Below are 24047 nucleotides of genomic sequence, written 5' to 3' on the forward strand. Positions count from 1 at the left end.
TATCAACTTACCGACAAAACCCGACAATAAAAAAGAAGCTGCTCCAATAAATATGATGGAACAACCTCCTATTTTTATGCTTCTATACTCGTTTTCCGTTCTATTTTTTCTACGATATGACCTTCCTCATTCCACTTCACAGCTCGATAATATGCGTCATGGTAAAACGTAAACCATGCCTCTTTTTCAGCACCATACTTCATCCACTTTTGCTTATTTTCAATCGAGGTCATCGGATAATCATCGTATGCCATTACCCATAATACATTTTGATGCGCGTGCGTCGGCAAGAGATCTGCTAAATGTAGCATCGTTTCCCCTTGACTCTCCAAAATGATGACTGCATGTCCATCACTATGCCCACCCGTATGTGCCATCTTGATTTCATCTGTAATTTCTATTTCTTGCTGGAACGTAACAACTTGATCTACAATTGGCTCCCAATTTTCCTTCCAATATGTATTACGTGATCTAATGTTTGGATTCCTCATTTCATTCCATTCTGTTTCACTTACGTAAACTTTCGCATTTGGAAATGCCGGTACAAGGTGATCATCTTCCCATTTTGTTAGACCAGATGCATGATCAAAATGAAGATGTGTCATCAAGACGTAGTCGATATCTTCAGGCTTTAATCCTAATTTTTCTAATGATTCATAAACCGATGATTCTTCTGTTACACCTTGATTGCGTTTCATCTTCTCATTCAACTTACCGTTTCCTATCCCGGAATCAATGAGCATATTTCCATCTTTTGTTTGCAAAAGTAACGGATCTGTTCGTAAATAAATATGATTTGTATCATTATGTTTATATTTACGTGACCAAAGTACTTTCGGCACGACTCCAAACATTGCTCCTCCATCTAAATGTGTATTCCCGCCTTTTAACCACGTTACTTTTATATCTCCAATTTGTAACTGTTCCATTACACATCCCCCTTTTTAATTAATCTTAACATAAAATTCTGATTATTTTAGGTGTAAAAAAACCTACGCATTACTGCATAGGCTCTGTACGATATTTTGCTTCAACTCGGTAAATACGATGACCTTTACTAGAGAATTTCTCTTCGTATTCAGTCATGATGTTACCTTCAAAGTCGCTGTTATGAAGATCTAAGCTTAAGTACGTTAGTAACATACCATACTCAGCCATACTCATAAGAGAATATTCAAATAAACCTTGGTTATCTGTTTTGAAATGAATTTCTCCACCTTCTACTAACACTTCTTCGTAATTACGTAAAAATGTTTTATACGTTAAACGACGCTTCGTATGACGTTTCTTTGGCCATGGATCTGAGAAGTTTAAATAAACGCGATCAATTTCACCTTTCGCAAAGAAAACTGTTAAATCTTCAGCATCTTTATTAATTAACTTTAAGTTTGGTAATTCTTCTTCAATTAATTTATCAAGTGCATCTACAACAACACTTGTGAATTTTTCAATTCCAATATAATTAATATGTGGATTCGCTTTCGCCATATCATACATGAAGCGGCCACGACCTGTACCTACTTCAATGTGAATTGGTTGTTCGTTTCCAAATACTTCTTTCCAGCTACCAGCGCGCTCCTCTGGGTTTCCGATTACGATATGTGAATATTCATTAATTCGATCCATTGCATACGGTTTATGTCTTAAACGCATAGATGTTTCCCTCTCTTTACATAGCTATTTTAAAGGAATAATTCCTTCTTTCTTTTTTAATCAATCTACCAAACAAAAAACCAAGTACGTACGAGCACTCGGTCCGTTTCTTTCAAGTATAAGATGTACCATTTTGATAAAAACTACATACAGCATTAAACATTCCATGACGAAACAGCTTTTTCTCTTACATTTGAAGAGAAAAACAATCGAAAGGATGATCCGTTCATGCCAATTAATCAACAACATCAATTAGAAGTGCTGAAAGATATTTTAGTCAACCACCAAAGTGATTGCTGCGGGACAGTTTCAGAATGCGAGCAATTAGAGCGCCTCATTCAATCGTTACTCGCAAACGATAATATAAGTAGTGACGCTAAAACAATGCTAAACGATGTATATTCTTATAGTCAATCGGGTAAATCTTCCTCTAATTTGGACAACCATATTTCCAATAATCAAGAACAACTTACTCAGTGGATTGCTGGAATGGACAATTTTTCTTAAGTATCATTCTGAAGCAAGTAGTTGCTGTAAATATTGATGCCAATATTCAGCTTCTGCTTGCTGTTTTTTTGTTGTATGCCATTGAATAGACAAAATCGTTTGTGCTATCACATACCATCTCATACGCCTAAGCAGCGATTCATCCATTTCAATATCATAGTAACCGAGCCACTCACTCCATTCCTGGCGCGGAATGTACCAATATAATAACATACCGAGGTCTAGAGCTGGGTCAGCAATTACAGCTCCATCCCAATCAATTAAAAACAATTCATCTTCATCCGACAATAGCCAGTTGTTATGATTTACATCACAATGGCATACAACGAATTCATTGTATTCAATAGCTTTTAATGAATCCATTAAATATTGAAGGCCTTGCTGAATTGTTTCATCATCCCTTATATCTCCTCTTAAAACGAGTTGCAGTTGTTGTAATAACTCTTGTGCGTGAAGCGGCTGCTTCCCAAGTCTTTGAATCATCTGTACAAGCGCTTTAGAGGAGTGTATTTTCTTCAACAGTTTCGCAACACGTTCTAGTTTCATATCCTCTGGCTCTAGCTTCTGTCCCGGAAGCCATTTTTGAGCAGAAATTACATCACCATTCGTTACCCTTCTTGTCCAAAGTAATTTTGGAACAATTCCTTCTGCTGACAATACCGCTAAAAAGGGCGATGTATTCCGCTTTAAAAATAACTTCTGTTGTCCGTTTTGCGCAATATATGCATCGCCCGTTACTCCACCAGCCGGTACAAGACTCCACTCTTTTCCTAATAATTGTTCCAACCATTCCATATTCATTACCCGTTAACAAATCCTTATCTTTTATAGTTATGAAAAGAAAAACCGCAACATTTCTACACATGTTGTGGATTCATATATTTTACTGTAAATGAAAAGAAAAATTAGCCTAAGCCAAAAATCCTCTATTTTATTTTACAAAACCTGTCATAGAATGACAACTTATCAAAATCGTCACCTTTGTCAATTCTACATTTATTACATTCTCATCGTCAAGTAGCGATTTGTCACATTATCGTCAATATATACGTGCTAATTGGAGCGAGCTTAAGTTCCTTTCCTCTAAATGAAGAAATTGGCTCTATTTTCGCTTCGTTTTCGTTTACTAACACATGCCACGTTGCTTCTTTCGGAAGTTGCACAGTTTTAGCTTCTAAACCGCTATTAAATAAGATGATAATCTCTTTCCATGGCCCAAACGTTTCTGCATGCTCTAGGTGATATGCAAGTACTTCTGTAGATGTTTGTAAAAAAGTCATATGTTTTTTTATAAGGTCTGCGCTTTGTAATCGGAATGCCCCATGCTCTTTACGAATCGCAATTAAACCTTTTATATAGTTAACGGTCTCTATCTCTTTCTCTTTTTGATCCCAATCTAATTGATTGATCTCATCATTTGCATTATAACTATTTTCATTTCCTTTCTTCGTACGATAAAACTCTTGCCCTGCGTGTAAGAAAGGGATGCCTTGTGAAAGAATAACCATTGCGCTCGCTAACAGGTGACGTTTTTTCAAAATCGTTTCTGATTCTTCATTACTGCGCACTAGTTTATCCCACATCGTCATATTATCATGACATTCTACATAGTTAATGCTTTGCGCTGGCTCTAGAAACAGCCCTGTTTCTTTCATACTTAAAAGACTTCCTGCTGCAATATACTGCAAATGATTACAGTCTACATGCCCACCAAATGCAAAACCACGCTTATTTATATGAAATGTACTCCCTTTTATCCCATCACGAAATTGATCATTAAACTGCGCGATATGTGGCATTTTCTTCGCATTATTTAACGTTGCTTTTTCTTTGGCAGGAAGCGGTGTTTGTAAATCCCATCCTTCTCCTAATAACAAAGCATCTCGTTTTATGTTTCGCACTTCTTTTTCTATCATATTCATTGTATCAACATCTAAAATTCCCATTAAGTCGAATCGGAATCCATCGACATTGTATTCAGTAAGCCAATATAAAATAGACTCTACAATGAATTTCCTCATCATTTTCCGTTCAGACGCTATATCATTTCCGACTCCCGTCCCATTAGAAGGCATACCATCTTCACCATGACGAAAATAGTATCCTGGAACAAGCTTTTCAAATGATGATAGCTCTCTTTCATAAACATGATTATAGACAACATCTATAATCACCCTAATACCTTGTTCATGAAATGTTTCAATTAGTTGTTTGCACTCAACTATCCTGTTATACGGATCAGAGGGGTTTGTAGCATAATATCCTGTTGGTGCATTGTAATATAATGGATTATATCCCCAATTATAGGCGGACGAAGGATTCGCCTCATCTACACCACCGAAACAATATAAAGGTAATAGTTCAACATGTGTAACACCTAAATCTTTTATATGGGACAACCCTGTTAATGTCCCATTCCGTCCTGTTGTTCCCTCTTCCATCAATCCTTTATATGTTCCCTTTTGAATTACTCCACTATTTGGATGTATAGTCGCATCACGAATATGCAGTTCATACAATATGGCATCTGTCATTGATTGTAATGTTGGTAATCCCTCTCGTCTTGTTACATTCGTTTTTTCTAAATTGATAACAACACCATGTTTTCCATTTACCGTCACCGACTTTGCATAAGGATCCACAGCTTCGTTCCATATTAAATTAATACAAACAAGAAATGTATAGCGTGCTCCGTCTAAATCACCTTGTAATGTTTGAATCCAAACTCCGTTTTCTCCCCTGTACATTTCATGATCGGTATATTCTTTATCGCTCTTATAAATTCTTACTTTCGCAAGCCTTGCAGTTGGGGCCCATACTTTAAATGTCGTTTCTTCTTTTTGATAAACAGCACCTAAATCTGTACCTTCGTAATAATACTTTTCATCGAAACTTTTTGTTCGAATAACAGCACCTATTTGTAAATCAGTTTCTTCATTCCGTTCATCTCGTACTGTATAATACTTCCCCACATCTAGCGGCTCTTCTATAAAGCACTCATACTTCGTTGCATCTGGAAGCGCAATCGTATGAGCAATCGGTAAATCTTTCACATTACTTCCTTCTTGCAAACGAAATGTCCGACTTGTTCCATACGCATGTGGAAGCAAAATTGTAATTTTATTCATTTCATCTAAATAGGCATCAAATGGACGTTTTACTTTCAACATAAAAAAATCACCATCATTCTCAAAGTTAAAATAAAGTGAAACTTTAATGAGCGAGAAAATTTCTCCATCCTCACTTATTATTAGCCTTCACCAATTAGGCGAGATAAAATGAGCTGCAAATGATAAGGCTTTTCTTATCAACAAGACTCTATACAGTAACTCCATTCTTCTCTATAGTATATTCACCTGCATAAAAAACGTTTTCAACATTCTATTTTTGTAATTTTATTTCAGCAATCGATTTATACTTCGGAGTTTCTTTCACGTGGGATTCGTATAAAGTAATTGTATCTGCTTGAAATGATATTTCAGGCACTTCTTTTATACTTTCTAAACGAAACTTTTCTTCTCCTATCCATTTACGAGCAACGGTAATATGCGGGTGATATGGGCGTGTTTCTAGAGAAAATCCATTTTCTTCACAAATGGCATGTATTTGCTTTTGCAACTGAAACAAATCGTGATTCTCACTTACCTTCGCCCAAAAAATACGAGGCTGATCTTCCCTACCAAACGTTGAAAAACCTTGTAATGTGAACGATAGTTCTTTTGTTTCTGCAATTGTTTGTAATCCATTCTTTATTCCCTCTAATTGTTCCCCCGTTGCACTCCCTAAAAATGAAAGGGTAATATGATAGTCTTCTTTATGTACCCATGAACGAAATTGTAATTCCTCTTGCATATCCTCTTTATAGTTAGACAGCATTTCTTTTATATGATTCGGTAACGTAATTGCGACAAAATAATGCAGTTCCATGTACATCTTCTCCTTCTTTTCTATTGTTGCTTTTCTTTCTTATCTCATTCAGGTAAAAAGAAGCCGCTCTCCAAAATAGAGAGCGGACATTATTTATATATCCATTACTTCGCTAATTCATGAATTGCTTGCGCGTAAATTGCTGTTGCTTTCAATAAGTCTTCAATTTCGATATACTCATCTTTTTGATGCGCAAGTTCTTCTTTTCCAGGGAATAGCGGGCCAAATGCCACACCAGCTTTTAATGAACGAGCATAAGTACCGCCGCCGATTGCTAATAGTTCTGCTTTTTCACCTGTTTGTTCTTCATACACACGTTGTAACGTACGGATTAATACGTGATCTTTATCGACGTGATGTGGGCGAGAATTAGAATAGTCAGCCACTTCAAAACCATGCGTACCAACATATTCTTTCAACTTCACAATTGTTTCTTCAAAGTTAGTTGTAACTGGGTAACGTACGTTTAGCCCTAAGTTACCACCGTTTTCTTTCGTATAAGAAATGCGACCGACATTCACTGTTAACGGACCGCTAATTTCATCTTTGTAAGCAATAGTAGCTTTTTCACCAAAAATATCACCAGTAAATGTTTCTGTTGCAAATGTCGCAAATGCAGTTGCTTTTCCATCAAGTGAAACTGTAGTTAAGAAGTTTGCTAATAATAAACCTGCATTTTCTCCTTTTTCAGGAGTAGATCCGTGCGCTGAAATTCCTTCTATTTGCAACGTCACTGTATTTCCTTCTATAGTCGATTTCCCTATTTTTTTAGCAGTTTGTAAATACTCTTCATATGCTACTGTAAGTGCATTTACATCTTCTCCTGTGATAACTGCTTCTGCAAAATCAGGAACCATATTTAAACGGCGCCCTGAATCAAATGAAACAAGTTCATATGTACCTTTTTTCTCTTCACTACCATTTTGCACAACTTGTATATCAGAAATTCCTTTTTCTGCATTAATAATTGGAAAGTCTGCATCCGGTGCAAAACCAATTGTTGGCATTTCTTCATTTTTAAAGTAGTGATCTACACATTTCCAATTGCTTTCCTCATCTGTTCCTATAATCATACGAACACGTTTTGAAAGAGGTAAGCCTAATTCTTTCACAATTTTCATTGCATAATATGCTGCCATCGTTGGGCCTTTATCGTCAATTGCACCACGTGCAAAAATCTTTCCATCGCGAATATTCGCACTATATGCGGGAGTCGTCCAGCCATCTCCTTCTGGTACAACGTCAACGTGACAAAGAATACCTACTAATTCTTCTCCTTGTCCCATTTCAAGATGACCTGCATATCCTTCTAAATTTTTAGAAGCAAAACCTTCAGCTTCTCCTTTATGTAACATGAAAGATAGAGCTTTTTCTACACCTTCACCGAATGGTGCGCCCTCTTTCGCAGATTCTTCTTCCCATACACTTTTAATTTGTAAAAATTGTTGTGTATCACGAATTAAATCATCTTTTCGTTTTGCAACTTCTTCTGTCCAATTAATCGCTGACATCACGCATCCATCCTTCACTATATTGTTTCTTTCATCATAACAAACAGAAATCTCTTATGCCATACACGAAAACTAAATACCGAACAATTGTAATATTTCAGATATTTCTTATTAGTTTTTCTTTTGTTTTTCCAAAAAAATTTGCAGGAATTTGGCGTTTTACGTAGAATTTTATGTGTTAGTTGACTGACCATATATACAATGTCAACTACCAATATTTTTCTATATGAATATTTGTTAAATTTCTGTAAAATTTAAGTAGATTAAAGCATGAATTTTATCATGTAGAGTACAATGGTAGTAACGACCTTCTTTCCTGAATGGGGTCAAAAAAACTAGTAGAGGAGTGGTTTTCTCTTGAAACCTACAACTACTCGTATGCTAACACGCATTAAATCAATTTATATGTACATCAATGAAAACGGAACGGTAACGACGAAAGACCTTGTAGATGAGTTCGGGATCACACCGCGAACGATACAACGTGATCTAAATGTGTTGCAGTTTAATGAACTCGTGTATAGCCCTTGCCGCGGTAAGTGGACAACAACAGGAAAGAAAGTGAGAATGACCTCATAACGAAAAATAATTGTATGGTAAATAAATACATACCCCTTTCTAATAATTAGAAAGGGGTCTTTTCTGCGCCTATAAAGGTACTACTTTTCAGTATCTACTTGATATGTTTTTAACATTTCTACTTCTTCATCTGTTAGCTCTCGGTATTGTCCAAGTTCTAGTTCTTCATCTAATACTAACGGACCCATCTCTGTTCTCTTTAGGTAGACTACTTTTTTTCCTACCGCTTCAAACATACGCTTCACTTGATGGAATTTCCCTTCCGTAATCACAAGCTCAATTTCAGAAATATCATCGCTTTTCAATATTGTAAGTGCACCTGGCTTTGTTTCATAGCCATCGTCTAAAATAACACCTTTAGCAAATTCTTTTACATCCTCTTCTGTTACTACTCCTGCAACGTGTGCATAATATTTTTTCGGCACATGCTTTTTCGGAGATAATAATTGATGTGATAACTTCCCATCATTTGTTATCAATAAGAAGCCTTCCGTATCGATATCAAGTCGTCCAACTGGGAACGGATCAAAGATTGCATCTTCTAATTCTAATAAATCTATTACTGTTTCATGATTATCATCTTCCGTCGCTGAAATAACACCTTGTGGTTTATGCATCATTAAGTAAACAAATTCTTTGTATTCCACAACTTCACCGTGAATCATAACTTCTTGCTCTTCTACATTTACATGAACTTTCGCATCTTTTACTGGCGTTCCATCAATTTTCACAACGCCATCTTTCAATAATTTCTTTACTTCTTTTCTACTTCCATATCCCATATTTGCTAATAATTTATCTAATCTCACGTTTTTCACCTTCTTTATTTATCATAGAAAAGGGGACGTAATTACGCCCCTCTTGATTTCAACTTTATTTTAAATCTACTACCAAGTTTACGTTGAATTTTATCTAATGCTTCTCCACCAAATACTCTTTCAAGTACTCCTGTGCGAATTGCTAACAATCCGTAAACAAGACCGCCAATACCTGCACAAATCGCAACTGTTATAAGAGCACCAATACGGCCATCAGGCGAAATCATGAAGGATAGAATCCATTGTGATAGTTTTACAGCAACGACCATTATAAGTGTCAGTACTGCAATTTGGAATGTTCTTTTATATACAACACCGAATGAATAGTGTGCGTATTTTTTAATTTGTTGATTTGTGTACCAAACAGAAGCTAAGAAACCAACTGCTGTCGCTAGAATTGCTCCTACTGTACCGAAATAACGAATAAAGATTACGTTACATACAAATTTCAAAATGACGCCCATTATAAGCGCAATAATCGCATGCTTCTGCTGGTTAATACCTTGCAGGATTGCTGCTGTTACTGTAAATAAAGCGAATAACAACGCAACTGGTGCATACCACATTAATACTTGTCCACCTAGTGGATCTGAATCGTAAAACGCAGTATAAATTGGATATGCAAGTGAAGAAATACCGACAACTGCTGGCAATGTTAAAAACATATTTGCCTGGAATGTTTGTGTAATTTGTAATTTCAAATAGCGGTATTGTTTTTCAGTAAATGATTTTGTGATTGCTGGTACAAGCGTTAAACTAAACGCTGTTGCAAGTGATACAGGAATCATAATTAACTTATGCGTCCACATTGTGAAAATACCGAGAGCTCGCTCTGCGATATCACCTTGACCAATCGCCTGCATAATTGAGTTAAATGTCAATGTATCAATTTGTTGATATAAAGGAATTGTTAACCCAATTACAACGTAAGGAATCGCATATGCAAATAACTCTTTAAACAATTGAACGGTGCTTACTGTTGATTCTGGTACAGTTTGTTCAATTAAATATTGATCCAAATATTTTTTACGTTTTAGCCAGTACCAAATTAACACACCGAGTGCTCCAACCGCTGAAACGAACGCAGCAAATGTCGCTACTCCAACTGCTGTTGCAACTGTACCGCCAAGTACTTTAATAACGATAAAACTACCTGCTAATAAAAAGACGATACGAATAATTTGTTCAATAATTTGTGAAACGGTAGTTGGTCCCATAGACTGGTGACCTTGGAAATAACCACGAATTAAACTCGCTGCTGGTACAACAATAAGCGCGAAGCTTACAAGACGAATGATCGTCGTAACTTCTCCTACATTATTGTGTATACTTTGTTTACCAAGCATCGCTTCTGCAAACAATGGCGCCGTCATGTACAGTACTAGGAACGAAAGAACTCCTGTTACTATCATCATAACCATTCCCGAGCGGAACATTCTCCGGCTCGTTTTATAATCGCCAAGCGCATTATATTTGGAAACAAATTTTGAAACAGCAAGTGGCACACCTGCCGTTGCGATACTTAAAAAGATCGTATATGGAATGTATCCATATGTATAGAGCGTTCCGCCTTCTGTTCCTACTAATGCATGAAACGGAAAGACGTAAATCATGCCTAAGAACTTTACTAAAAATGTCCCTAGCGTAACAATAAGCGTTCCGCGCAGAAATTTCGAATCGGACATACAAAAATCCTCCTACATCTACATAAAGTGAAACTATAATTAGTTGGAGACTTCTCTCCTACTCCTTATTAGTTGAACCATTCGAGCATTTACAGGCTAACAGACTCCCTATTTACTTCTCCTAAATCTTGAGGTTTTAGTCTTATCGCCTACAAATGGCAGGATAGTGCTGAACTCTAACTTTTGTATTGTACCACAATTCTCTCATTAAGCAGTACTTCACTCTATTTTTCTTTTAAGGGAAAACATGCTATTCTTTTAGGCAGGAAATGTAGAAAATGAGGTCGATATATTATGCATTATGATGTTATTGTCATCGGCGGCGGTCCTTCTGGGCTAATGGCTGCAATTGGTGCTGCAGAAGAAGGCGCAAATGTCTTACTTCTTGATAAAGGAAATAAACTTGGGCGTAAACTTGCAATTTCTGGTGGCGGACGCTGTAACGTAACGAACCGTCTACCACTTGATGAAATTGTTAAACATATACCAGGAAACGGTCGCTTCTTATACAGCGCTTTTTCTATTTTTAATAATGAAGATATTATTACATTCTTCGAAAATCTCGGTGTTAAATTGAAAGAAGAAGACCACGGTCGCATGTTCCCTGTGTCAAACAAAGCACAATCTGTTGTAGACGCACTTTTAACACGATTAAAAGACTTAGGTGTAAAAATTCGTACAAATACGCCTGTTGAAACGATTGAATATGAAAATGGTCAAACAAAAGCAGTTATACTGCAAACAGGCGAAGTGTTAGAAACAAATCACGTCGTTATCGCTGTTGGCGGAAAATCAGTTCCTCAAACTGGATCTACTGGAGACGGATATGCTTGGGCTGAAAAAGCGGGTCATACAATCACAGAATTATTCCCAACAGAAGTACCTATCCTTTCAAACGAGCCGTTTATACGTGACCGCTCATTACAAGGTCTTGCTTTACGTGATATAAACTTAAGTGTATTAAATCCGAAAGGAAAAGCTATCATTTCTCACAAAATGGACATGCTCTTCACTCATTTCGGCCTATCTGGACCTGCTGCTCTTCGCTGTAGCCAATTCGTCGTGAAAGCACTGAAAAAGTTTAAAACGAATACAATACAAATGAGTATTGATGCATTGCCAGAGGAAAATAGTGAACAACTATTTCAGCGCATGCTGAAACAAATGAAAGAAGATCCGAAAAAAGGAATTAAAAACGTTTTAAAAGGTTATGTTCCTGAACGTTACTTCCTATTCTTATTAGAAAAAAATGAAATTGACGGCAGCGAACAAGCTGGACAAGTTTCTCACGAAAAGATTCGTGCACTTGTGAAAGACTTTAAAGAGTTTACTGTGAATGTAAATGGTACGCAGTCAATTGAAAAAGCATTCGTTACTGGCGGAGGTGTATCCGTGAAAGAAATTAATCCGAAAGAAATGTCTTCTAAATTTACGAACGGCTTATATTTCTGCGGAGAAGTTCTTGATATTCATGGTTATACTGGTGGCTATAATATTACATCAGCCCTTGTTACTGGTAGAATTGCTGGAACGACTGCTGGAGAAAACGCGAAAATGCAATATTAAAAAAAGAAACAGGGATTCCTGTTTCTTTTTTAATATTGCCATGAAATCATTATCGGCGATTTCTCAAATATATCGACTTACCGACAAGAAGCGACAAACATCTGCTCCATGTAACTTTCCATTGCTTTTTTGTTGCTTTATATACCTTAGTACCTTTATATTTTATATTGTTGAATATTTAAAAAGGGTAAGGGGAAAACAAATGAGAAAAAAAGTCATGATGTCTTTAATGTTAATGACGTTTCTTTCTGCGGTAGAAGGAACGATTGTTAGTACAGCAATCCCTCGTATAACGAGTGATTTGTCAGGCGTCGAACTTGTTAGTTGGGTATATGCAATTTATATGCTTGCAACAGCTGTTTCGACTCCAATATACGGAAAGCTCGCTGATTTATTTGGCCGTAAAAAAGTTTTACTGATCGGAGCTACAATCTTTTTAGTCGGTTCTGCACTTTGCGGAGTCGTTACATCGATGGAACAATTAATCTTCTTCCGCGCGCTTCAAGGTATCGGTGCTGGTGCTGTTATGCCAATCACAATGACGATTATTGGAGACTTATATAGCGAAGCGAAAGACCGCGCGAAAGCACAAGGTTGGATGAGTGCCGTTTGGGGTGTATCCGGTGTTATCGGACCGTTAGTAGGTGGATTTTTAGTTGATTCCCTTTCTTGGCGTTATATTTTCTTCCTAAACGTTCCATTCGGAATTATCGCTTGCTTAATGATTGCAATTTACTACAAAGAATCTATTAAACCTGCTAAGCATCATATCGATTATCTTGGTGCAACAGTCTTCTCATTAAGTACAATCGCTCTACTATATGCATTATTAACAGGTAGCAGTAAGCAAAACTGGGGAGACATGATAATTATCGGCCTATTAATCTTTGCCGCTATTTCATTTATTATTTTCTTATTCATCGAGAAGAAATCTCCGGAACCATTAATTCCGCTAGCACTTTTCTCTAACCGTACATTATCTACGATAAATATATTAACTCTTATTGCTGGCGCAATGATTATTAGTATTACAATGTACCTTCCAATTTGGAGCCAAGGTGTATTAGGGAAAAACGCTACAGAAGCTGGACTTATTTTAATGCCAATTCCTGTTATGTGGACATTTGGCGCTATTTTCTCTGGTAACTTAGTAGGCAAATTAAAAACGAAACAAATCATTTTACTTGGAGCTAGCATTTTATCAGTCGCTACGTTCTTATTATTTACACTATCAACAAATTCACCATCGTTCCTTATTTATGTAGCAGTCGGATTATTCGGCTTAGGAATGGGGCTTGTGACACCGATTTACATGGTAACAATTCAAGCAGCCGTACCAGCTCATACACGCGGAACAGCTGTTGGTTTAAACACATTTATTAATACATTTAGTCAAACGTTAGGTGCTGCAATATTCGGTACAATCTTCAATACGATGATTCACGCACGTGGTATTAAAAATCTTGATCTTGTATCTGGTGGACATGGCGGTACTACAGCAAACGTAGTAACCGAATCGCAATCTGCATTAGCATCAAGCGTACACGTCATTTATATGAGCACTTTCGTATTAGCAGTATTTACATTAATTATCGCTTGGCTCTTATTAAAACCAGCTACACAAACAAGTGAGCAACAATAAAAAGGATGACCATTTTGGTCATCCTTTTTATTCTTCATTCTCCACAATATGTTTCAGCATGGATAATTTATTATCCCAAAAACGTTCATAATACGAGAGCCATTGTTGTAATTCTTCTAATGGTTCTGGATGCAAACGATATATCTTCTCTCTTCCGCTTTTTCTTCCACTTACTAAATTCGCTTCCGAAAGAATATGAAGGTGCTTTACAACCGCAGTACGACTCATCGGAAAATGATCCGTTATTTTGGAAATCGGTAACTCTTTGTCACTTAATAACCGTATTACTTCTCGGCGGGTTGGATCAGCAATTGCTTGAAATACATCATATTTCGCTGCTGACGAGGACACTTAGCCTTCGACAACCTTTTTCAGTTTTTCATTTACAATCGCTACCCAACCACCGCTCATTCTATCGCGAATAATAGAGCTCTTCGCATTTGCTTTCGGAAGAATTTCATCAGGATGTTTCCAGCCGCCGTGAATTAACGTAAATTCTGTTTTGTTATCTCCTAAGTCTTTCAAATCAAATGAAACAACCCAGCCATCTGTATCCCATGAGAAAGATAAATGGTTTGGTTCATCAATTTCTAATACTTTACATGGTGATGGCCCAAATGGTGATTGCACATGAAATTCATGTCCTACCTCTAATACAAAATCATTTGGCATAAACCATGACGCAATCCCTTCTGCAGTTGATACTACACTCCATACCTTTTGAATAGACGCGTTAAAAACGATTGTTTGTTTAATATCATTTAATGTATTTTGTTGTTCCATTTTCATTCTCCTTTACTCGGCGTTACAACATAACACCTTTTGGCTATACTTTGATAATATAACACCTTTTAGTTTCATGTCAACGCTAATTCTTTTACTGTTGAGAAATTCTCAACATTTTTTCAACAGGACAAACACCCTCTTAGCATTTCCTCATAATATACTCACAAAGGCAATACAAAATAAAAACTTCTCTCAACATGAAACTCCATCATTCATATTGAAAGAAGCGCCTTACTTATATCATGCGTACTTCGTCTCTCCTCCTTCCCTCAGGGACAATACGCGAGATATGACAAATCAGAAGGAATATGCCCACCATTTGAGTAGGTAGTTATTTCTCTTCTCCCCAACATTTCCTTAGGAGCGAAATGACTACCGACTCACTTTTTTCAAACAAAATAAAAAGGGGATGAAAGCTATGTTCTATTGTATTAACTGCTCTGATATTCACCATGAAAAACATCCAAATGATAAAGTATTCAAAAACGGTTTTTATATTGATCCATTTTTAGGTGATCGTTATCACCTTGGTATGTGTAAAGATGCCCAAAACCATGAAACAGGGGAGCCTCTTTTAACGACAAAGAAATTAGGCACAACCCAATCTATTATGAACGTATTACCGACACATGTTGTCCCAACATAAAACATAAAAAAGAGCTGGGTGAGCCAGCTCTTTTTTATGCTTTATAAACGATCATTGCTGAAAAACAATAAATTTGGTTTTCATCGTCGTTAATAGAAACACCAACTTGATACTTAATATCTACAAAGTTGCTATCATCAATCTTTTTCAAAAACACATTCACAGCGTCTTCTAAGTCTTTTTCGTGACTTTCATCAAATACTTTCACACGAATCATGTTAACACCGTCCTAGATCGCAGCCCTCGGCCGCTTGATTATTGCCACGGTGCGTATCTATGATGCGATAAAACTTTCCATTCTCATATATATATCCGTCTTCTAACACATATTCTTTATCTTCAGTATAGACATAAAACTTACCTATCATAAATTTACTCGTATATAATTCCAAATAATTTTGTCTAAATTTAGCTACAACTTTATTTGTAATATCAATTTTTATTGTGCGCCCCACCTTCTCTCCCTCCTTTGCAAAGAACGGATTTAGGTATATTGTATTAGCGCTTTTACATTTTATGCTTAAAAATAAGTGGATATGCCTTCTTTCTTCACCTGTACTATTTTTCTAAAAAAATCACGATAAATAAGGTCCAAAAAAAAACATAAAAAAGCACTTTATCTTATTGACTCGAATATAAATATTATGTTATTATATAAAATTTTACATTTTTACATACGTATGCTATCATTAAAAGTGGTTACCACATATGGAGGTGGATGATTTGTTTCAAATTGGTGATAAAATCGTTTATCCAATGCACGGTGCAGGAATCATCGAAGCAATTGAAGAGAAAGAAATATTAGGTACTTCACGTCAATATTGTGTGATACGCATCATTAGTAAAGATATGCAAGTAATGCTTCCGATGGATCAATTAAAAAAATCAGGTATTCGTTATATCGTTGATCGAGGTACGTTAGATGATATACTTCTTGAATTTCAAAACGGGGAGTCAGACCCATCACTCTCATGGAAACAAAGATATACAATGAATATGGAAAAAATGAAAAACGGCAATTTACAAGATAGCGCAGAAGTTGTTCGGGATTTACTTCGCCGCAATAAAGAGCGAACTTTAAATGCGAGTGAAAAACAAATGCTAGATAACGCCCGAAAAATGATGATCAGTGAAGTTGCACTCGTACAAAATGTTTCTGAACATCAAGCAACAGAATTTCTTCAAGATACAATTAATCACTAAATTTAAAATAGCTGGCCGCTATTTTTTTTTATTACCCACGCCCAGCTTGAAACGATGGATATAACGTCATTCCACCATCTGCAAATAGCGTAATGCCCGTTACATAACTCGCCTCTGAAGAAGCGAGCCAAGTTGCTACTGCTGCAATTTCTTCAGGGTTTCCAATATAGCCCATCGGTATCATACTTTCTACGTCAGCACGTTTTTTAGGATCAGCAAACTTTTCTGCATTAATCGGCGTATTAATTGCACCTGGTCCAATATTATTTACTCGAATACCTTTTGGCGCATATTCTAGCGCTAACGTTTCTGTCATCAGTTTAATACCACCCTTACTCGCTGCATAGTGCACAAATAGTGGCCACGGAATTTTCTCATGAACACTAGACATATTAATGACAGAACCTTTAATATCATGTTCTACAAAATATTTAATCGCTTCACGACTTCCTAAAAAAGCACCTGTTAAATTTGTATTAATTACCCTATTCCAATCTTCAAGCGGCATTTCATGCGACGGTACCGCGTTTTCTATCCCTGCATTATTAATCATAACGTCAAGCGTACCAAACTCTTTCACAGCAGATTGAATGAGATTCACAACATCTGATTCGACGGTTACATCACCTTTTACAGCAATCGCTTCGCCGCCTACCTTTTTAATTTCTTCTAACACATCATTCGCTTCTGATTCTCGTGAGCGATAATTAATAACCACTTTCGCTTTTTCCTTAGCAAACCTCACTCCCATCGCTCTTCCAAGACCAGTTGCTGATCCTGTAATAACGACAACTTTCCCTGCTAAATCACTATACATTTCCATACCTCCTTTAACTTTTGGCTATACCTAACATAATTCCGGCTGCGATAATAAAAACGATACCGACAACGATACCCATTAATTGACGTTTCGTTTTCTTTTCCCCTAATATAAGGATCCCACCAAGCGTGGAAATAATAATTCCCATTTGCGATAGCGAGAAACTTGTTGCGACTCCAACACGCGGCTGCGAAATGAATAAAAACATATTTCCAGCTGCCCAAATTAATCCTGGAATAATATTTCGGATTGCATATTTATTAAATGGATGATGTTTAAAGGTAAGCAAAATCCCACCTAACACCATACCAACTGCTTGTGGCAACAAAGCTGACCAACCATCTACGTTAAATAGTCTAATCACTACTACGTAAACTAAATAGCCGACTGTTGAAATTAATAAAATTACGATACCTCTTTTAAAGTTTGCTGCTTGCTCTGCATTCTTTTCTTCTTCACTTTGAAGCGATGTTAAAATAACACCGATAATAATACAAACGAGCGCTAAAATCCCAAGGACGACCGATATTGTCGTGGACCATTCATGAAATACGATAACGCCAAATAAAGTCGTCGCGACTAATTGAAGTCCTGTTGAAATTGGCATCGTCCTCGAAACACCCATTAAATCAATACTTTTCAATTGATTTGCCTGACCAAGCGCCCAAAATAAACCTGACACAACTCCAACTCCGATAACGGTAGGTGTTAATACTGGCTTCATAAAAGTATAAACAACAATTGAGAAAATAAGTGCTCCAAACGTTGTTCCGAGCGTTTGACTATACGGTCCCCCGCCCAGTTTTACGTTAAATAGCACAATACTTCCCCAAAATATAGCTGGTAAAATCGCTAAAAATATATCCATCACTCATTACCTTTCTTTACTAAATGCATAGGTTATCACTCTAAGTCATTAGAGTGAGCTTTTATTTTTTCTTTTTCCCGTTGACAAACTTTTTCTGCAATAGCGTCAGAAACATTCTTTTCTCGCTCCACTTTCTTTATCTTTACGTGATCTAAATGGTCTTCCAAAGTAAGCGTAACTTTATCGTTCGGGGGATTATGCGCTCCTTGAAATGTAAGAAATTGTAGCTTCACTTCATACCTAGGAACAAATTCATCTTTCTTGCCGAGACGCTTTATATTTATAACTGAAGCACATTCATATTGATCTTCTGTCACTTGTCTAATAACTGAATAGTACCTATTTGATAATGCACTCTCTAAAAGCTGTTCTCTTGATTCTTTCGCGAAAGAATCACTTGGAGAAGAGAAAAAAGACGCACATAGCATTGTCATAACTACACATATTTTTTTCATAATTCCCTCCTTGTTCTATAGATTAGTGTTCTCAAAACTGCCATAAAAAAACGACTTTCCCTATATAGGAAAGTCGTTTTAATGAATCCAATATTAACCACCGCTCACTGGTGGGATTAGTGCAACAACATCACCAGATTGGACCCTGTCATCTTCATTTGCATATTCTTCATTAATCGCAACCATAATTGGCTCTGAAACTGGTACATTATATTCGTTCGCAACAACATCTTTTAACTGTGCAACCGTAATATTTTCTTTCTCTATTTGTAATTCACTTGTCCCTGCTTCTTCTTGCAAGTGCGCAAATAACAATACTCGAATCATACTTATAGCTCCTTCCCAGGCTCTCCCGCCGGATATGGTGTTTTTTCTAATTGATCACCAATCCATGAGTCACCATCTTCCCAAAACTCCTTTTTCCAAATCGGAACAATTTGTTTTATGCGTTCCATAATATATTCGTTCGCTTCATAAGCCGCTTTACGGTGTGGTGTTGAAACAGCAACAACAACCGCTATATCAGAAATTTGCAACGTACCGATGCGATGTGTAATCGCAACGTGTGTACCTGGCCATTTCTCTTTCACTTCTAATCCGATTTTCTCTAGCATCTTTTCTGCCATCGTTTTATAAGCGACATATTCTAAGTATAATGTACGACGCCCTTTCGTAAACTCTCTAACCGTTCCAATAAATGTTGTAACAGCACCGCATTCACGTCGAATTACTTTCTTCGTTACCTCTTCAATCGAGATTTCTGTATCAATTACTTCATAATATGTATTTGTCATTTCGCACTCCTAACCGTTTGTAAAAACCAGTCTATGTACAACTCTTCTTCTGTTATATGAAATACTTTATATTCTTCTCGTATATTTACTGGGACATCATACCACGTAATAACCGCCACTATATTTTCTACTTTATGTAAAAGCTCAGCATCTTCCGCAGAACGAAGTAACACTACTTTCGGGTAGTTCTCTTTTTTATAGCCCTCTATTAAAATTGTATCCACTTTAAAAAACTCATATAAGCGAATAATTTCTTGCAAGGACCATTTCTTTCTTAGTGAAGAAAGTGAAAGTAATCCAGCACCTTCTACACTACTTACGACAGCACCAGCTTTACGGTGTCTTTCGCTATCTTTTTGCGCTACTTCTGGAAAACCTCCGTGCCCGTGATGTTTAATTGTAGCAACTTTCATTTCGCTTTCGGCTAATGCATGCACAATTTTCTCTACAAGTGTCGTTTTTCCGCTATTTTGATACCCTACTATTTGTAAGATTGAAGGGGCTTCGCCCATGGCCACTCACATCCCTCAGAGTGCTCTAACAATAATACGGATACTTTCATTCCGGTCTCAAATCCTCTCGTTCCTCCGGGTAACACGATAAAAGCATTCGCATCTGCAAGTGAAGATACCGCACTCGATTTATCTAAACCAACCGGCATCGCTTGTAACGCCCCATCCACAATTGTTACGTTCGCTCTTACGAAACGAGTAAATGGATTTGGCTTCGGAAAATCTTTTTGTAAAATAGCATCCGCTCTATATACGTGAGGTTCCTTCGCATACAAATACGTTTTTATAATTGGATGCACAAATAATTCAAAGCCTACATAACAAGCAGACGGATTTCCTGATAAACCAAAGAGTAACTTTCCATCAACTTCAGCTACTGTCGTTACACTTCCGGGCCTCATGGCTATCTTATTAAAGAGTACATTTGCCTGTAATCTTTCATAAATAGCTGGTAAGTAGTCATAATCTCCTACTGATACACCGCCTGTTGTAATTAAAATGTCGACCTCATCCATCGCTGATTGAACAGCTGTAAAACATGCATCTAACTCATCCGCGAGTTGACCATAATAACGAACTTTCCCGCCAGCTTTCATAATTTGAGCTGCGATCATATACGAGTTACTATTTCTAATTTTCCCCGGTTCTAACGGCTCATGTACTTCTAATAATTCACTTCCTGTCGTTACAATACCGACAACAGGCTGTTTTACAACTTTCACCGTGCTATATCCAAACGTTGCTAGTAAGGCCGCAACACCTGGATTAATTGCAACACCTTTCTTAACGAGAACTTGATTTTGTTTTATATCTTCTCCTTTAAACGACACATTGTCACCGTTATTAAAAGGGCGTTTTAACTTCATATATGTTTTCCCGTTCTTCTCAAACCCTTCTGTCAGCTCTAGCATTACGACTGCATTGCAATCTTCTGGAATAGCTGCTCCTGTCATAATGCGAATTGCTTCAAAAGCTCCTACTTCCTCTAAAAAAACGGAACCCGCCCCGATTTCTCCTATTACTTCAAATTCAACTGGATTCTCTTGAGTTGCTTCTTTCGTATCTTCTGCTCGAATGGCGAAACCATCGTAAGGGGAACGATCAAAATGAGGAACGTCATGATCTGAGACAACATCTTCCCCGAGAATTCTCCCGTAACTTTCCGTAATAGAAATTTCTTCTACTTCACCATGCTTCGCATATTTCATTACCCGTTCTACTGCCTCAGCAACTTGAATTGGAATTCGTTTTTCTACCATCGTTTCTCACCTCATATTTGCAATTTTTTTTATCTCGATTAAACTTTATATATTCAATAGAAATTACTTCAAGGAGGAATTCCATGTCTTCATTTACACATTTCAATGACCAAGGACGCGCAAAAATGGTTGATATAAGCGACAAAAAAGCAACCGTTCGAACAGCAATTGCGTGCTCTAGCATTGTCGTTACGAAAGAAATTTACGATAAAATCTCTCACAATGAAATTGGGAAAGGTGACGTATTAGCAGTTGCGCAAATCGCAGGCATTATGGCTGCGAAACGTACTTCTGATATTATCCCAATGTGCCACCCTTTATTATTAAAAGGTGTTGACGTTTCTTTCGATTGGAAACAATCAGAAGAACAATATCGTTTACTCATTGAAGTAAAAGTTAAAACAGAAGGTAGCACCGGTGTTGAAATGGAAGCTTTAACAGCTGCTTCCGCTACCGCTCTTACTGTGTATGATATGTGTAAAGCTGTCGATAAAGGTATGATTATCGGTGAAACGTACTTACTTGAAAAAACAGGTGGAAAAAGTGGAGATTATACGAGAAATTCATAATCCTCTCTCCGTTGAGCCTAAAGGGTTTCCTTTAGGTTCAACCTATATATCTTGCATATAAACTTTTCGCTACATTCATATCATTCGTCCCATGAATGAACGCCCTGCCATCTGTAAATAAAACAAAACGATATTCTTCTACCGGAAATGATAATAAATAAGGTGTCGCCTTTATCTCTACGCTTCTTTGTAAGCGTTTTTTAATTTCTTCTAAATTAAAATTCTTCCGCACACCCGGGCGAATTTGTACTGTATTCCGCCCACATAACACTTCTGTTTTCGTTTGTCCTTCAAATGTTAAACTCGGATATGTACGTAACCTTCCGCAAGATAAACAAGTATCTTTTTTCTGCCTATTCACTTTAAATGCCATCTGTTGATTATTCCAAAGATCAAACGATAACATCGTTTCACGAAGCGCACCAAAGTCTTCTACTAATATTTTCAGTGCTTCCGTAATTTGATGCGCAACTACTAATTGTACTGCCGGTTGTATAATACCAGCTGTGTCACATGTTGCACCGCTCGCTGGATGCTCCATTAAACAGCGAAAACACGGTGTTTTCCCTGGTAAAATTGTATACGTTACTCCGTAGCTTCCGACACACCCACCATATATCCACGGAATATTATACTTTTGTGAAATATCATTAATAAGAAGACGCGTTTCAAAATTATCTGTCGCATCTAATATTAAATCTACATCATTCACTAATTCTTCCATTTCTTGCACCGTTACATCCGTCACAACCGGATTTATTTCCACCTCAGAATTAATCGCTTTTAAATGTTCTGCAGCCGCTATCGCCTTCGGTTTATACTGCTTTGCATCTTCTTCTGTATATAGTTGTTGTCTTTGTAAATTACTCCATTCTACATAATCACGGTCAGCAATCGTTACTTTTCCAACACCTGCTCTAACAATCGCTTCTGCATTTGCCGCACCGAGAGCACCAGCACCAATAATAAGCACATGCTTCTCTCTTATTTTTCTCTGTCCTTCTTCTCCAACACCAGAAAATAATATTTGTCTTGAATATCGCTCCTGCATGCGATAGCCCCCTTTCTTATCCTCCTATATAAGACATTTCGATTTTCGGACGATTTTTTGCACTTTCTTCTGTTCGTTCATCCGAATACCTATCTTTTCTATTCATCCATACATCTTGTATAACACTTAATAACTCCTCATCCGAAAGATTTCCTCTAAGAAGTTCTCTTACATCCAAACCCTCTGTCGCAAATAAGCACGTATAAAACTTTCCATCTGCCGAAATTCTCGCCCTCGTACAAGAGACACAAAATGACTCAGAAACAGATGTAATAAAACCAACTTCAACATTTGTTCCAACGTACCGATATCGCTTCGCAACTTCACCAAAGTAATGCGCTTCAGCTGGCTCAAGTGGATCCATCTTATGAATCATCTCAATCAATTCTCGTTTTGTAACGACTTGATCAAAATTCCACCCATTTGTACTACCAACATCCATAAACTCAATAAACCGAAGCTTGATTCCTTGCTCTTTAAAATACGCAGCCATCGGAAGTACTTGATGATCGTTCATCCCTTTTTTCACAACCATATTTACCTTTACTTCCAGCCCCGCCTCTTTAGCTGCTATAATTCCCTTAATTACCGGTTTCGTATTAATATTTCGACCATTAATATTCTTAAATATGTCGTCATCTATTGCATCTAAACTAACATTCACTCTATGTAATCCAGCTTCTTTTAATGCCTTCGCTTGTTTCGTTAAATGTACGGCATTTGTCGTTAACCCTATATCTATTAGCCCATCAATTTTCACAAGACGTGCAATAAGTTTTGTTAAATCTTTACGAAGTAGTGGCTCACCGCCAGTAATTCTAATTTTTCGTACACCAATGTTAACAAATAATTTTGCCAAACGCTCAATTTCATCAAAAGTTAGTAAAAACTCATCTTTCAAAAAAGCATAATCTGACCCAAATATTTCCGCTGGCATACAATATGTACATCTAAAATTGCAACGATCAATGACAGATATACGTAAATCTTGAAGTGGGCGTCCAAAAAAATCTTTAACCATCTCCTGCATCGCCACCCTCCCTTTCTGCCAAATTTCTTTCTTTTCATTCTATTATAATATATTTTTGAACTGCGATGTTTTTGCTCAAGAGAATAATGTGAAACTTTAAATAATTAGAGGGGATCCACTCCCCTGGTTAACGAGGTTTACTTACAAATACAAAGATAAAAAAACC

28 protein-coding genes are annotated in these 24047 nt (G+C 37.0%); 7 read left to right on the forward strand and 21 right to left on the reverse strand.

The genetic code is table 11. The features are described from left to right. Positions 1 to 74: 74 nt before the first annotated feature. Both V7S45_RS23265 and trmB read right to left on the reverse strand, forming a co-directional pair. Entirely contained in the window at positions 75 to 929 is an 855-nt protein-coding gene (locus V7S45_RS23265) for an MBL fold metallo-hydrolase (RefSeq protein ID WP_000436849.1), read from the reverse strand. A gap of 70 nt (positions 930 to 999) precedes the next feature. Continuing rightward, positions 1000 to 1653, reverse strand: coding sequence for a tRNA (guanosine(46)-N7)-methyltransferase TrmB (gene trmB, locus V7S45_RS23270; RefSeq protein ID WP_001239385.1), 654 nt, complete (start codon positions 1651 to 1653; stop codon positions 1000 to 1002). Positions 1654 to 1881: 228 nt separating this feature from the next. On the opposite strand from trmB, the gene V7S45_RS23275 reads away from it, so the two are divergent. Further along, complete coding sequence (locus tag V7S45_RS23275; protein WP_001122235.1) at positions 1882 to 2160, forward strand: YtzH-like family protein; 279 nt, start codon at positions 1882 to 1884, stop codon at positions 2158 to 2160. Between the two features lie 3 nt (positions 2161 to 2163). Here the strand turns inward: V7S45_RS23275 and V7S45_RS23280 are convergent, their stop codons facing one another. The 4 genes from V7S45_RS23280 to pepV all read right to left on the reverse strand — a co-directional run bounded on the left by V7S45_RS23280 (position 2164) and on the right by pepV (position 7598). After that, positions 2164 to 2961 (reverse strand): phosphotransferase family protein, encoded by a 798-nt coding sequence (locus V7S45_RS23280; RefSeq protein ID WP_001986674.1) that lies wholly within the window; start codon positions 2959 to 2961, stop codon positions 2164 to 2166. Positions 2962 to 3188: 227 nt separating this feature from the next. Next, positions 3189 to 5330: a type I pullulanase gene (gene pulA, locus V7S45_RS23285; RefSeq protein WP_025689958.1), complete on the reverse strand. Its 2142-nt coding sequence runs from the start codon at positions 5328 to 5330 to the stop codon at positions 3189 to 3191. Between the two features lie 211 nt (positions 5331 to 5541). Beyond that, entirely contained in the window at positions 5542 to 6087 is a 546-nt protein-coding gene (gene thpR / locus V7S45_RS23290; RefSeq protein WP_048656116.1) for an RNA 2',3'-cyclic phosphodiesterase, read from the reverse strand. A gap of 104 nt (positions 6088 to 6191) precedes the next feature. Next, positions 6192 to 7598 (reverse strand): dipeptidase PepV, encoded by a 1407-nt coding sequence (gene pepV, locus V7S45_RS23295; RefSeq protein ID WP_017656274.1) that lies wholly within the window; start codon positions 7596 to 7598, stop codon positions 6192 to 6194. 357 nt (positions 7599 to 7955) lie between these two features. Here pepV and V7S45_RS23300 point away from each other — a divergent pair, with 357 nt between their 5' ends. Next, entirely contained in the window at positions 7956 to 8177 is a 222-nt protein-coding gene (locus V7S45_RS23300; RefSeq protein ID WP_000805512.1) for a DeoR family transcriptional regulator, read from the forward strand. An 80-nt stretch (positions 8178 to 8257) separates the two neighbouring features. Here the strand turns inward: V7S45_RS23300 and V7S45_RS23305 are convergent, their stop codons facing one another. Both V7S45_RS23305 and V7S45_RS23310 read right to left on the reverse strand, forming a co-directional pair. Next, entirely contained in the window at positions 8258 to 8986 is a 729-nt protein-coding gene (locus tag V7S45_RS23305) for a pseudouridine synthase (RefSeq protein ID WP_001234947.1), read from the reverse strand. 41 nt (positions 8987 to 9027) lie between these two features. After that, positions 9028 to 10680, reverse strand: a complete 1653-nt coding sequence (locus V7S45_RS23310; protein WP_001284028.1) for a polysaccharide biosynthesis protein — start codon at positions 10678 to 10680, stop codon at positions 9028 to 9030. 294 nt (positions 10681 to 10974) lie between these two features. Here V7S45_RS23310 and V7S45_RS23315 point away from each other — a divergent pair, with 294 nt between their 5' ends. Both V7S45_RS23315 and V7S45_RS23320 read left to right on the forward strand, forming a co-directional pair. Further along, the gene (locus V7S45_RS23315) at positions 10975 to 12246 is read left to right on the forward strand and encodes an NAD(P)/FAD-dependent oxidoreductase (RefSeq protein WP_000558859.1); all 1272 of its coding nucleotides are present in this window, start codon (positions 10975 to 10977) and stop codon (positions 12244 to 12246) included. A gap of 202 nt (positions 12247 to 12448) precedes the next feature. Continuing rightward, the gene (locus V7S45_RS23320; RefSeq protein WP_342761508.1) at positions 12449 to 13888 is read left to right on the forward strand and encodes an MDR family MFS transporter; all 1440 of its coding nucleotides are present in this window, start codon (positions 12449 to 12451) and stop codon (positions 13886 to 13888) included. Positions 13889 to 13915: 27 nt separating this feature from the next. Here V7S45_RS23320 and V7S45_RS23325 read toward each other — a convergent pair whose 3' ends face one another. Then, on the reverse strand, positions 13916 to 14239 hold the full coding sequence (locus V7S45_RS23325) for a metalloregulator ArsR/SmtB family transcription factor (RefSeq protein WP_000098837.1): 324 nt from the start codon (positions 14237 to 14239) through the stop codon (positions 13916 to 13918). Further along, positions 14240 to 14671 (reverse strand): SRPBCC domain-containing protein, encoded by a 432-nt coding sequence (locus V7S45_RS23330; RefSeq protein ID WP_000437765.1) that lies wholly within the window; start codon positions 14669 to 14671, stop codon positions 14240 to 14242. Positions 14672 to 15092: 421 nt separating this feature from the next. On the opposite strand from V7S45_RS23330, the gene V7S45_RS23335 reads away from it, so the two are divergent. Continuing rightward, complete coding sequence (locus V7S45_RS23335) at positions 15093 to 15320, forward strand: DUF3973 domain-containing protein (RefSeq protein ID WP_000498989.1); 228 nt, start codon at positions 15093 to 15095, stop codon at positions 15318 to 15320. 34 nt (positions 15321 to 15354) lie between these two features. On the opposite strand, the gene V7S45_RS23340 is transcribed toward V7S45_RS23335, so the two are convergent. Together V7S45_RS23340 and V7S45_RS23345 are read right to left on the reverse strand one after the other, a co-directional pair. Continuing rightward, entirely contained in the window at positions 15355 to 15537 is a 183-nt protein-coding gene (locus V7S45_RS23340; protein WP_000621751.1) for a sporulation protein Cse60, read from the reverse strand. A 1-nt stretch (position 15538) separates the two neighbouring features. Further along, on the reverse strand, positions 15539 to 15775 hold the full coding sequence (locus V7S45_RS23345) for a DUF2553 family protein (protein WP_000533806.1): 237 nt from the start codon (positions 15773 to 15775) through the stop codon (positions 15539 to 15541). A 253-nt stretch (positions 15776 to 16028) separates the two neighbouring features. Between V7S45_RS23345 and V7S45_RS23350 the strand changes: the two genes are divergently transcribed. Next, positions 16029 to 16523 carry a CarD family transcriptional regulator gene (locus V7S45_RS23350; protein ID WP_000451443.1) on the forward strand — a complete coding sequence of 165 codons (495 nt, stop codon included), beginning with the start codon at positions 16029 to 16031 and terminating at the stop codon, positions 16521 to 16523. Between the two features lie 31 nt (positions 16524 to 16554). On the opposite strand, the gene V7S45_RS23355 is transcribed toward V7S45_RS23350, so the two are convergent. The 7 genes from V7S45_RS23355 to moeA form a co-directional block, all read right to left on the reverse strand. Continuing rightward, a complete protein-coding gene (locus V7S45_RS23355) occupies positions 16555 to 17340 on the reverse strand; it encodes a glucose 1-dehydrogenase (protein WP_000286674.1) in 786 nt (261 codons plus the stop codon). A gap of 13 nt (positions 17341 to 17353) precedes the next feature. Beyond that, entirely contained in the window at positions 17354 to 18211 is an 858-nt protein-coding gene (gene glcU / locus V7S45_RS23360) for a glucose uptake protein GlcU (RefSeq protein WP_342761509.1), read from the reverse strand. 35 nt (positions 18212 to 18246) lie between these two features. Beyond that, positions 18247 to 18666: a DUF3888 domain-containing protein gene (locus V7S45_RS23365; RefSeq protein WP_000717685.1), complete on the reverse strand. Its 420-nt coding sequence runs from the start codon at positions 18664 to 18666 to the stop codon at positions 18247 to 18249. A 93-nt stretch (positions 18667 to 18759) separates the two neighbouring features. Further along, positions 18760 to 18993 carry a molybdopterin converting factor subunit 1 gene (gene moaD / locus V7S45_RS23370; protein WP_000621778.1) on the reverse strand — a complete coding sequence of 78 codons (234 nt, stop codon included), beginning with the start codon at positions 18991 to 18993 and terminating at the stop codon, positions 18760 to 18762. A 2-nt stretch (positions 18994 to 18995) separates the two neighbouring features. Beyond that, the gene (gene moaE, locus V7S45_RS23375) at positions 18996 to 19460 is read right to left on the reverse strand and encodes a molybdopterin synthase catalytic subunit MoaE (RefSeq protein ID WP_000185942.1); all 465 of its coding nucleotides are present in this window, start codon (positions 19458 to 19460) and stop codon (positions 18996 to 18998) included. Beyond that, entirely contained in the window at positions 19457 to 19972 is a 516-nt protein-coding gene (gene mobB, locus V7S45_RS23380) for a molybdopterin-guanine dinucleotide biosynthesis protein B (protein ID WP_000503325.1), read from the reverse strand. Before mobB ends, moaE begins: the two co-directional genes overlap by 4 nt. Then, a complete protein-coding gene (gene moeA, locus V7S45_RS23385; protein ID WP_000229690.1) occupies positions 19942 to 21231 on the reverse strand; it encodes a molybdopterin molybdotransferase MoeA in 1290 nt (429 codons plus the stop codon). Before moeA ends, mobB begins: the two co-directional genes overlap by 31 nt. Positions 21232 to 21314: 83 nt before the next feature. Here moeA and moaC point away from each other — a divergent pair, with 83 nt between their 5' ends. Further along, positions 21315 to 21800, forward strand: a complete 486-nt coding sequence (gene moaC, locus V7S45_RS23390; RefSeq protein ID WP_000094146.1) for a cyclic pyranopterin monophosphate synthase MoaC — start codon at positions 21315 to 21317, stop codon at positions 21798 to 21800. Between the two features lie 37 nt (positions 21801 to 21837). Here the strand turns inward: moaC and V7S45_RS23395 are convergent, their stop codons facing one another. Both V7S45_RS23395 and moaA read right to left on the reverse strand, forming a co-directional pair. After that, a complete protein-coding gene (locus V7S45_RS23395) occupies positions 21838 to 22851 on the reverse strand; it encodes a molybdopterin-synthase adenylyltransferase MoeB (RefSeq protein WP_001158098.1) in 1014 nt (337 codons plus the stop codon). A 16-nt stretch (positions 22852 to 22867) separates the two neighbouring features. Continuing rightward, positions 22868 to 23881 (reverse strand): GTP 3',8-cyclase MoaA, encoded by a 1014-nt coding sequence (gene moaA, locus V7S45_RS23400; protein WP_025689933.1) that lies wholly within the window; start codon positions 23879 to 23881, stop codon positions 22868 to 22870. Positions 23882 to 24047 lie beyond the last annotated feature (166 nt).

Origin of the sequence: Bacillus sp. BR3(2024) (genome assembly GCF_039134555.1) — a bacterium.
Classification (GTDB): Bacteria; Bacillota; Bacilli; order Bacillales; family Bacillaceae_G; genus Bacillus_A; species Bacillus_A cereus.

Bases quoted from the DNA above. Each gene is read 5' to 3' on its own strand.
- moaC (WP_000094146.1), top strand. From the start codon at position 21,315: ATGTCTTCATTTACACATTTCAATGACCAAGGACGCGCAAAAATGGTT.
- V7S45_RS23275 (WP_001122235.1), top strand. From the start codon at position 1,882: ATGCCAATTAATCAACAACATCAATTAGAAGTGCTGAAAGATATTTTA.
- pepV (WP_017656274.1), bottom strand. From the start codon at position 7,598: ATGTCAGCGATTAATTGGACAGAAGAAGTTGCAAAACGAAAAGATGAT.
- V7S45_RS23310 (WP_001284028.1), bottom strand. From the start codon at position 10,680: ATGTCCGATTCGAAATTTCTGCGCGGAACGCTTATTGTTACGCTAGGG.
- V7S45_RS23340 (WP_000621751.1), bottom strand. From the start codon at position 15,537: ATGATTCGTGTGAAAGTATTTGATGAAAGTCACGAAAAAGACTTAGAA.
- V7S45_RS23330 (WP_000437765.1), bottom strand. From the start codon at position 14,671: ATGGAACAACAAAATACATTAAATGATATTAAACAAACAATCGTTTTT.
- thpR (WP_048656116.1), bottom strand. From the start codon at position 6,087: ATGGAACTGCATTATTTTGTCGCAATTACGTTACCGAATCATATAAAA.
- moeA (WP_000229690.1), bottom strand. From the start codon at position 21,231: ATGGTAGAAAAACGAATTCCAATTCAAGTTGCTGAGGCAGTAGAACGG.
- moaD (WP_000621778.1), bottom strand. From the start codon at position 18,993: ATGATTCGAGTATTGTTATTTGCGCACTTGCAAGAAGAAGCAGGGACA.
- pulA (WP_025689958.1), bottom strand. From the start codon at position 5,330: ATGTTGAAAGTAAAACGTCCATTTGATGCCTATTTAGATGAAATGAAT.
- V7S45_RS23320 (WP_342761508.1), top strand. From the start codon at position 12,449: ATGAGAAAAAAAGTCATGATGTCTTTAATGTTAATGACGTTTCTTTCT.
- V7S45_RS23315 (WP_000558859.1), top strand. From the start codon at position 10,975: ATGCATTATGATGTTATTGTCATCGGCGGCGGTCCTTCTGGGCTAATG.
- V7S45_RS23265 (WP_000436849.1), bottom strand. From the start codon at position 929: ATGGAACAGTTACAAATTGGAGATATAAAAGTAACGTGGTTAAAAGGC.
- V7S45_RS23335 (WP_000498989.1), top strand. From the start codon at position 15,093: ATGTTCTATTGTATTAACTGCTCTGATATTCACCATGAAAAACATCCA.
- trmB (WP_001239385.1), bottom strand. From the start codon at position 1,653: ATGCGTTTAAGACATAAACCGTATGCAATGGATCGAATTAATGAATAT.
- mobB (WP_000503325.1), bottom strand. From the start codon at position 19,972: ATGGGCGAAGCCCCTTCAATCTTACAAATAGTAGGGTATCAAAATAGC.
- glcU (WP_342761509.1), bottom strand. From the start codon at position 18,211: ATGGATATATTTTTAGCGATTTTACCAGCTATATTTTGGGGAAGTATT.
- V7S45_RS23280 (WP_001986674.1), bottom strand. From the start codon at position 2,961: ATGAATATGGAATGGTTGGAACAATTATTAGGAAAAGAGTGGAGTCTT.
- moaE (WP_000185942.1), bottom strand. From the start codon at position 19,460: ATGACAAATACATATTATGAAGTAATTGATACAGAAATCTCGATTGAA.
- V7S45_RS23350 (WP_000451443.1), top strand. From the start codon at position 16,029: ATGGAGGTGGATGATTTGTTTCAAATTGGTGATAAAATCGTTTATCCA.
- V7S45_RS23355 (WP_000286674.1), bottom strand. From the start codon at position 17,340: ATGTATAGTGATTTAGCAGGGAAAGTTGTCGTTATTACAGGATCAGCA.
- V7S45_RS23365 (WP_000717685.1), bottom strand. From the start codon at position 18,666: ATGAAAAAAATATGTGTAGTTATGACAATGCTATGTGCGTCTTTTTTC.
- moaA (WP_025689933.1), bottom strand. From the start codon at position 23,881: ATGCAGGAGATGGTTAAAGATTTTTTTGGACGCCCACTTCAAGATTTA.
- V7S45_RS23395 (WP_001158098.1), bottom strand. From the start codon at position 22,851: ATGCAGGAGCGATATTCAAGACAAATATTATTTTCTGGTGTTGGAGAA.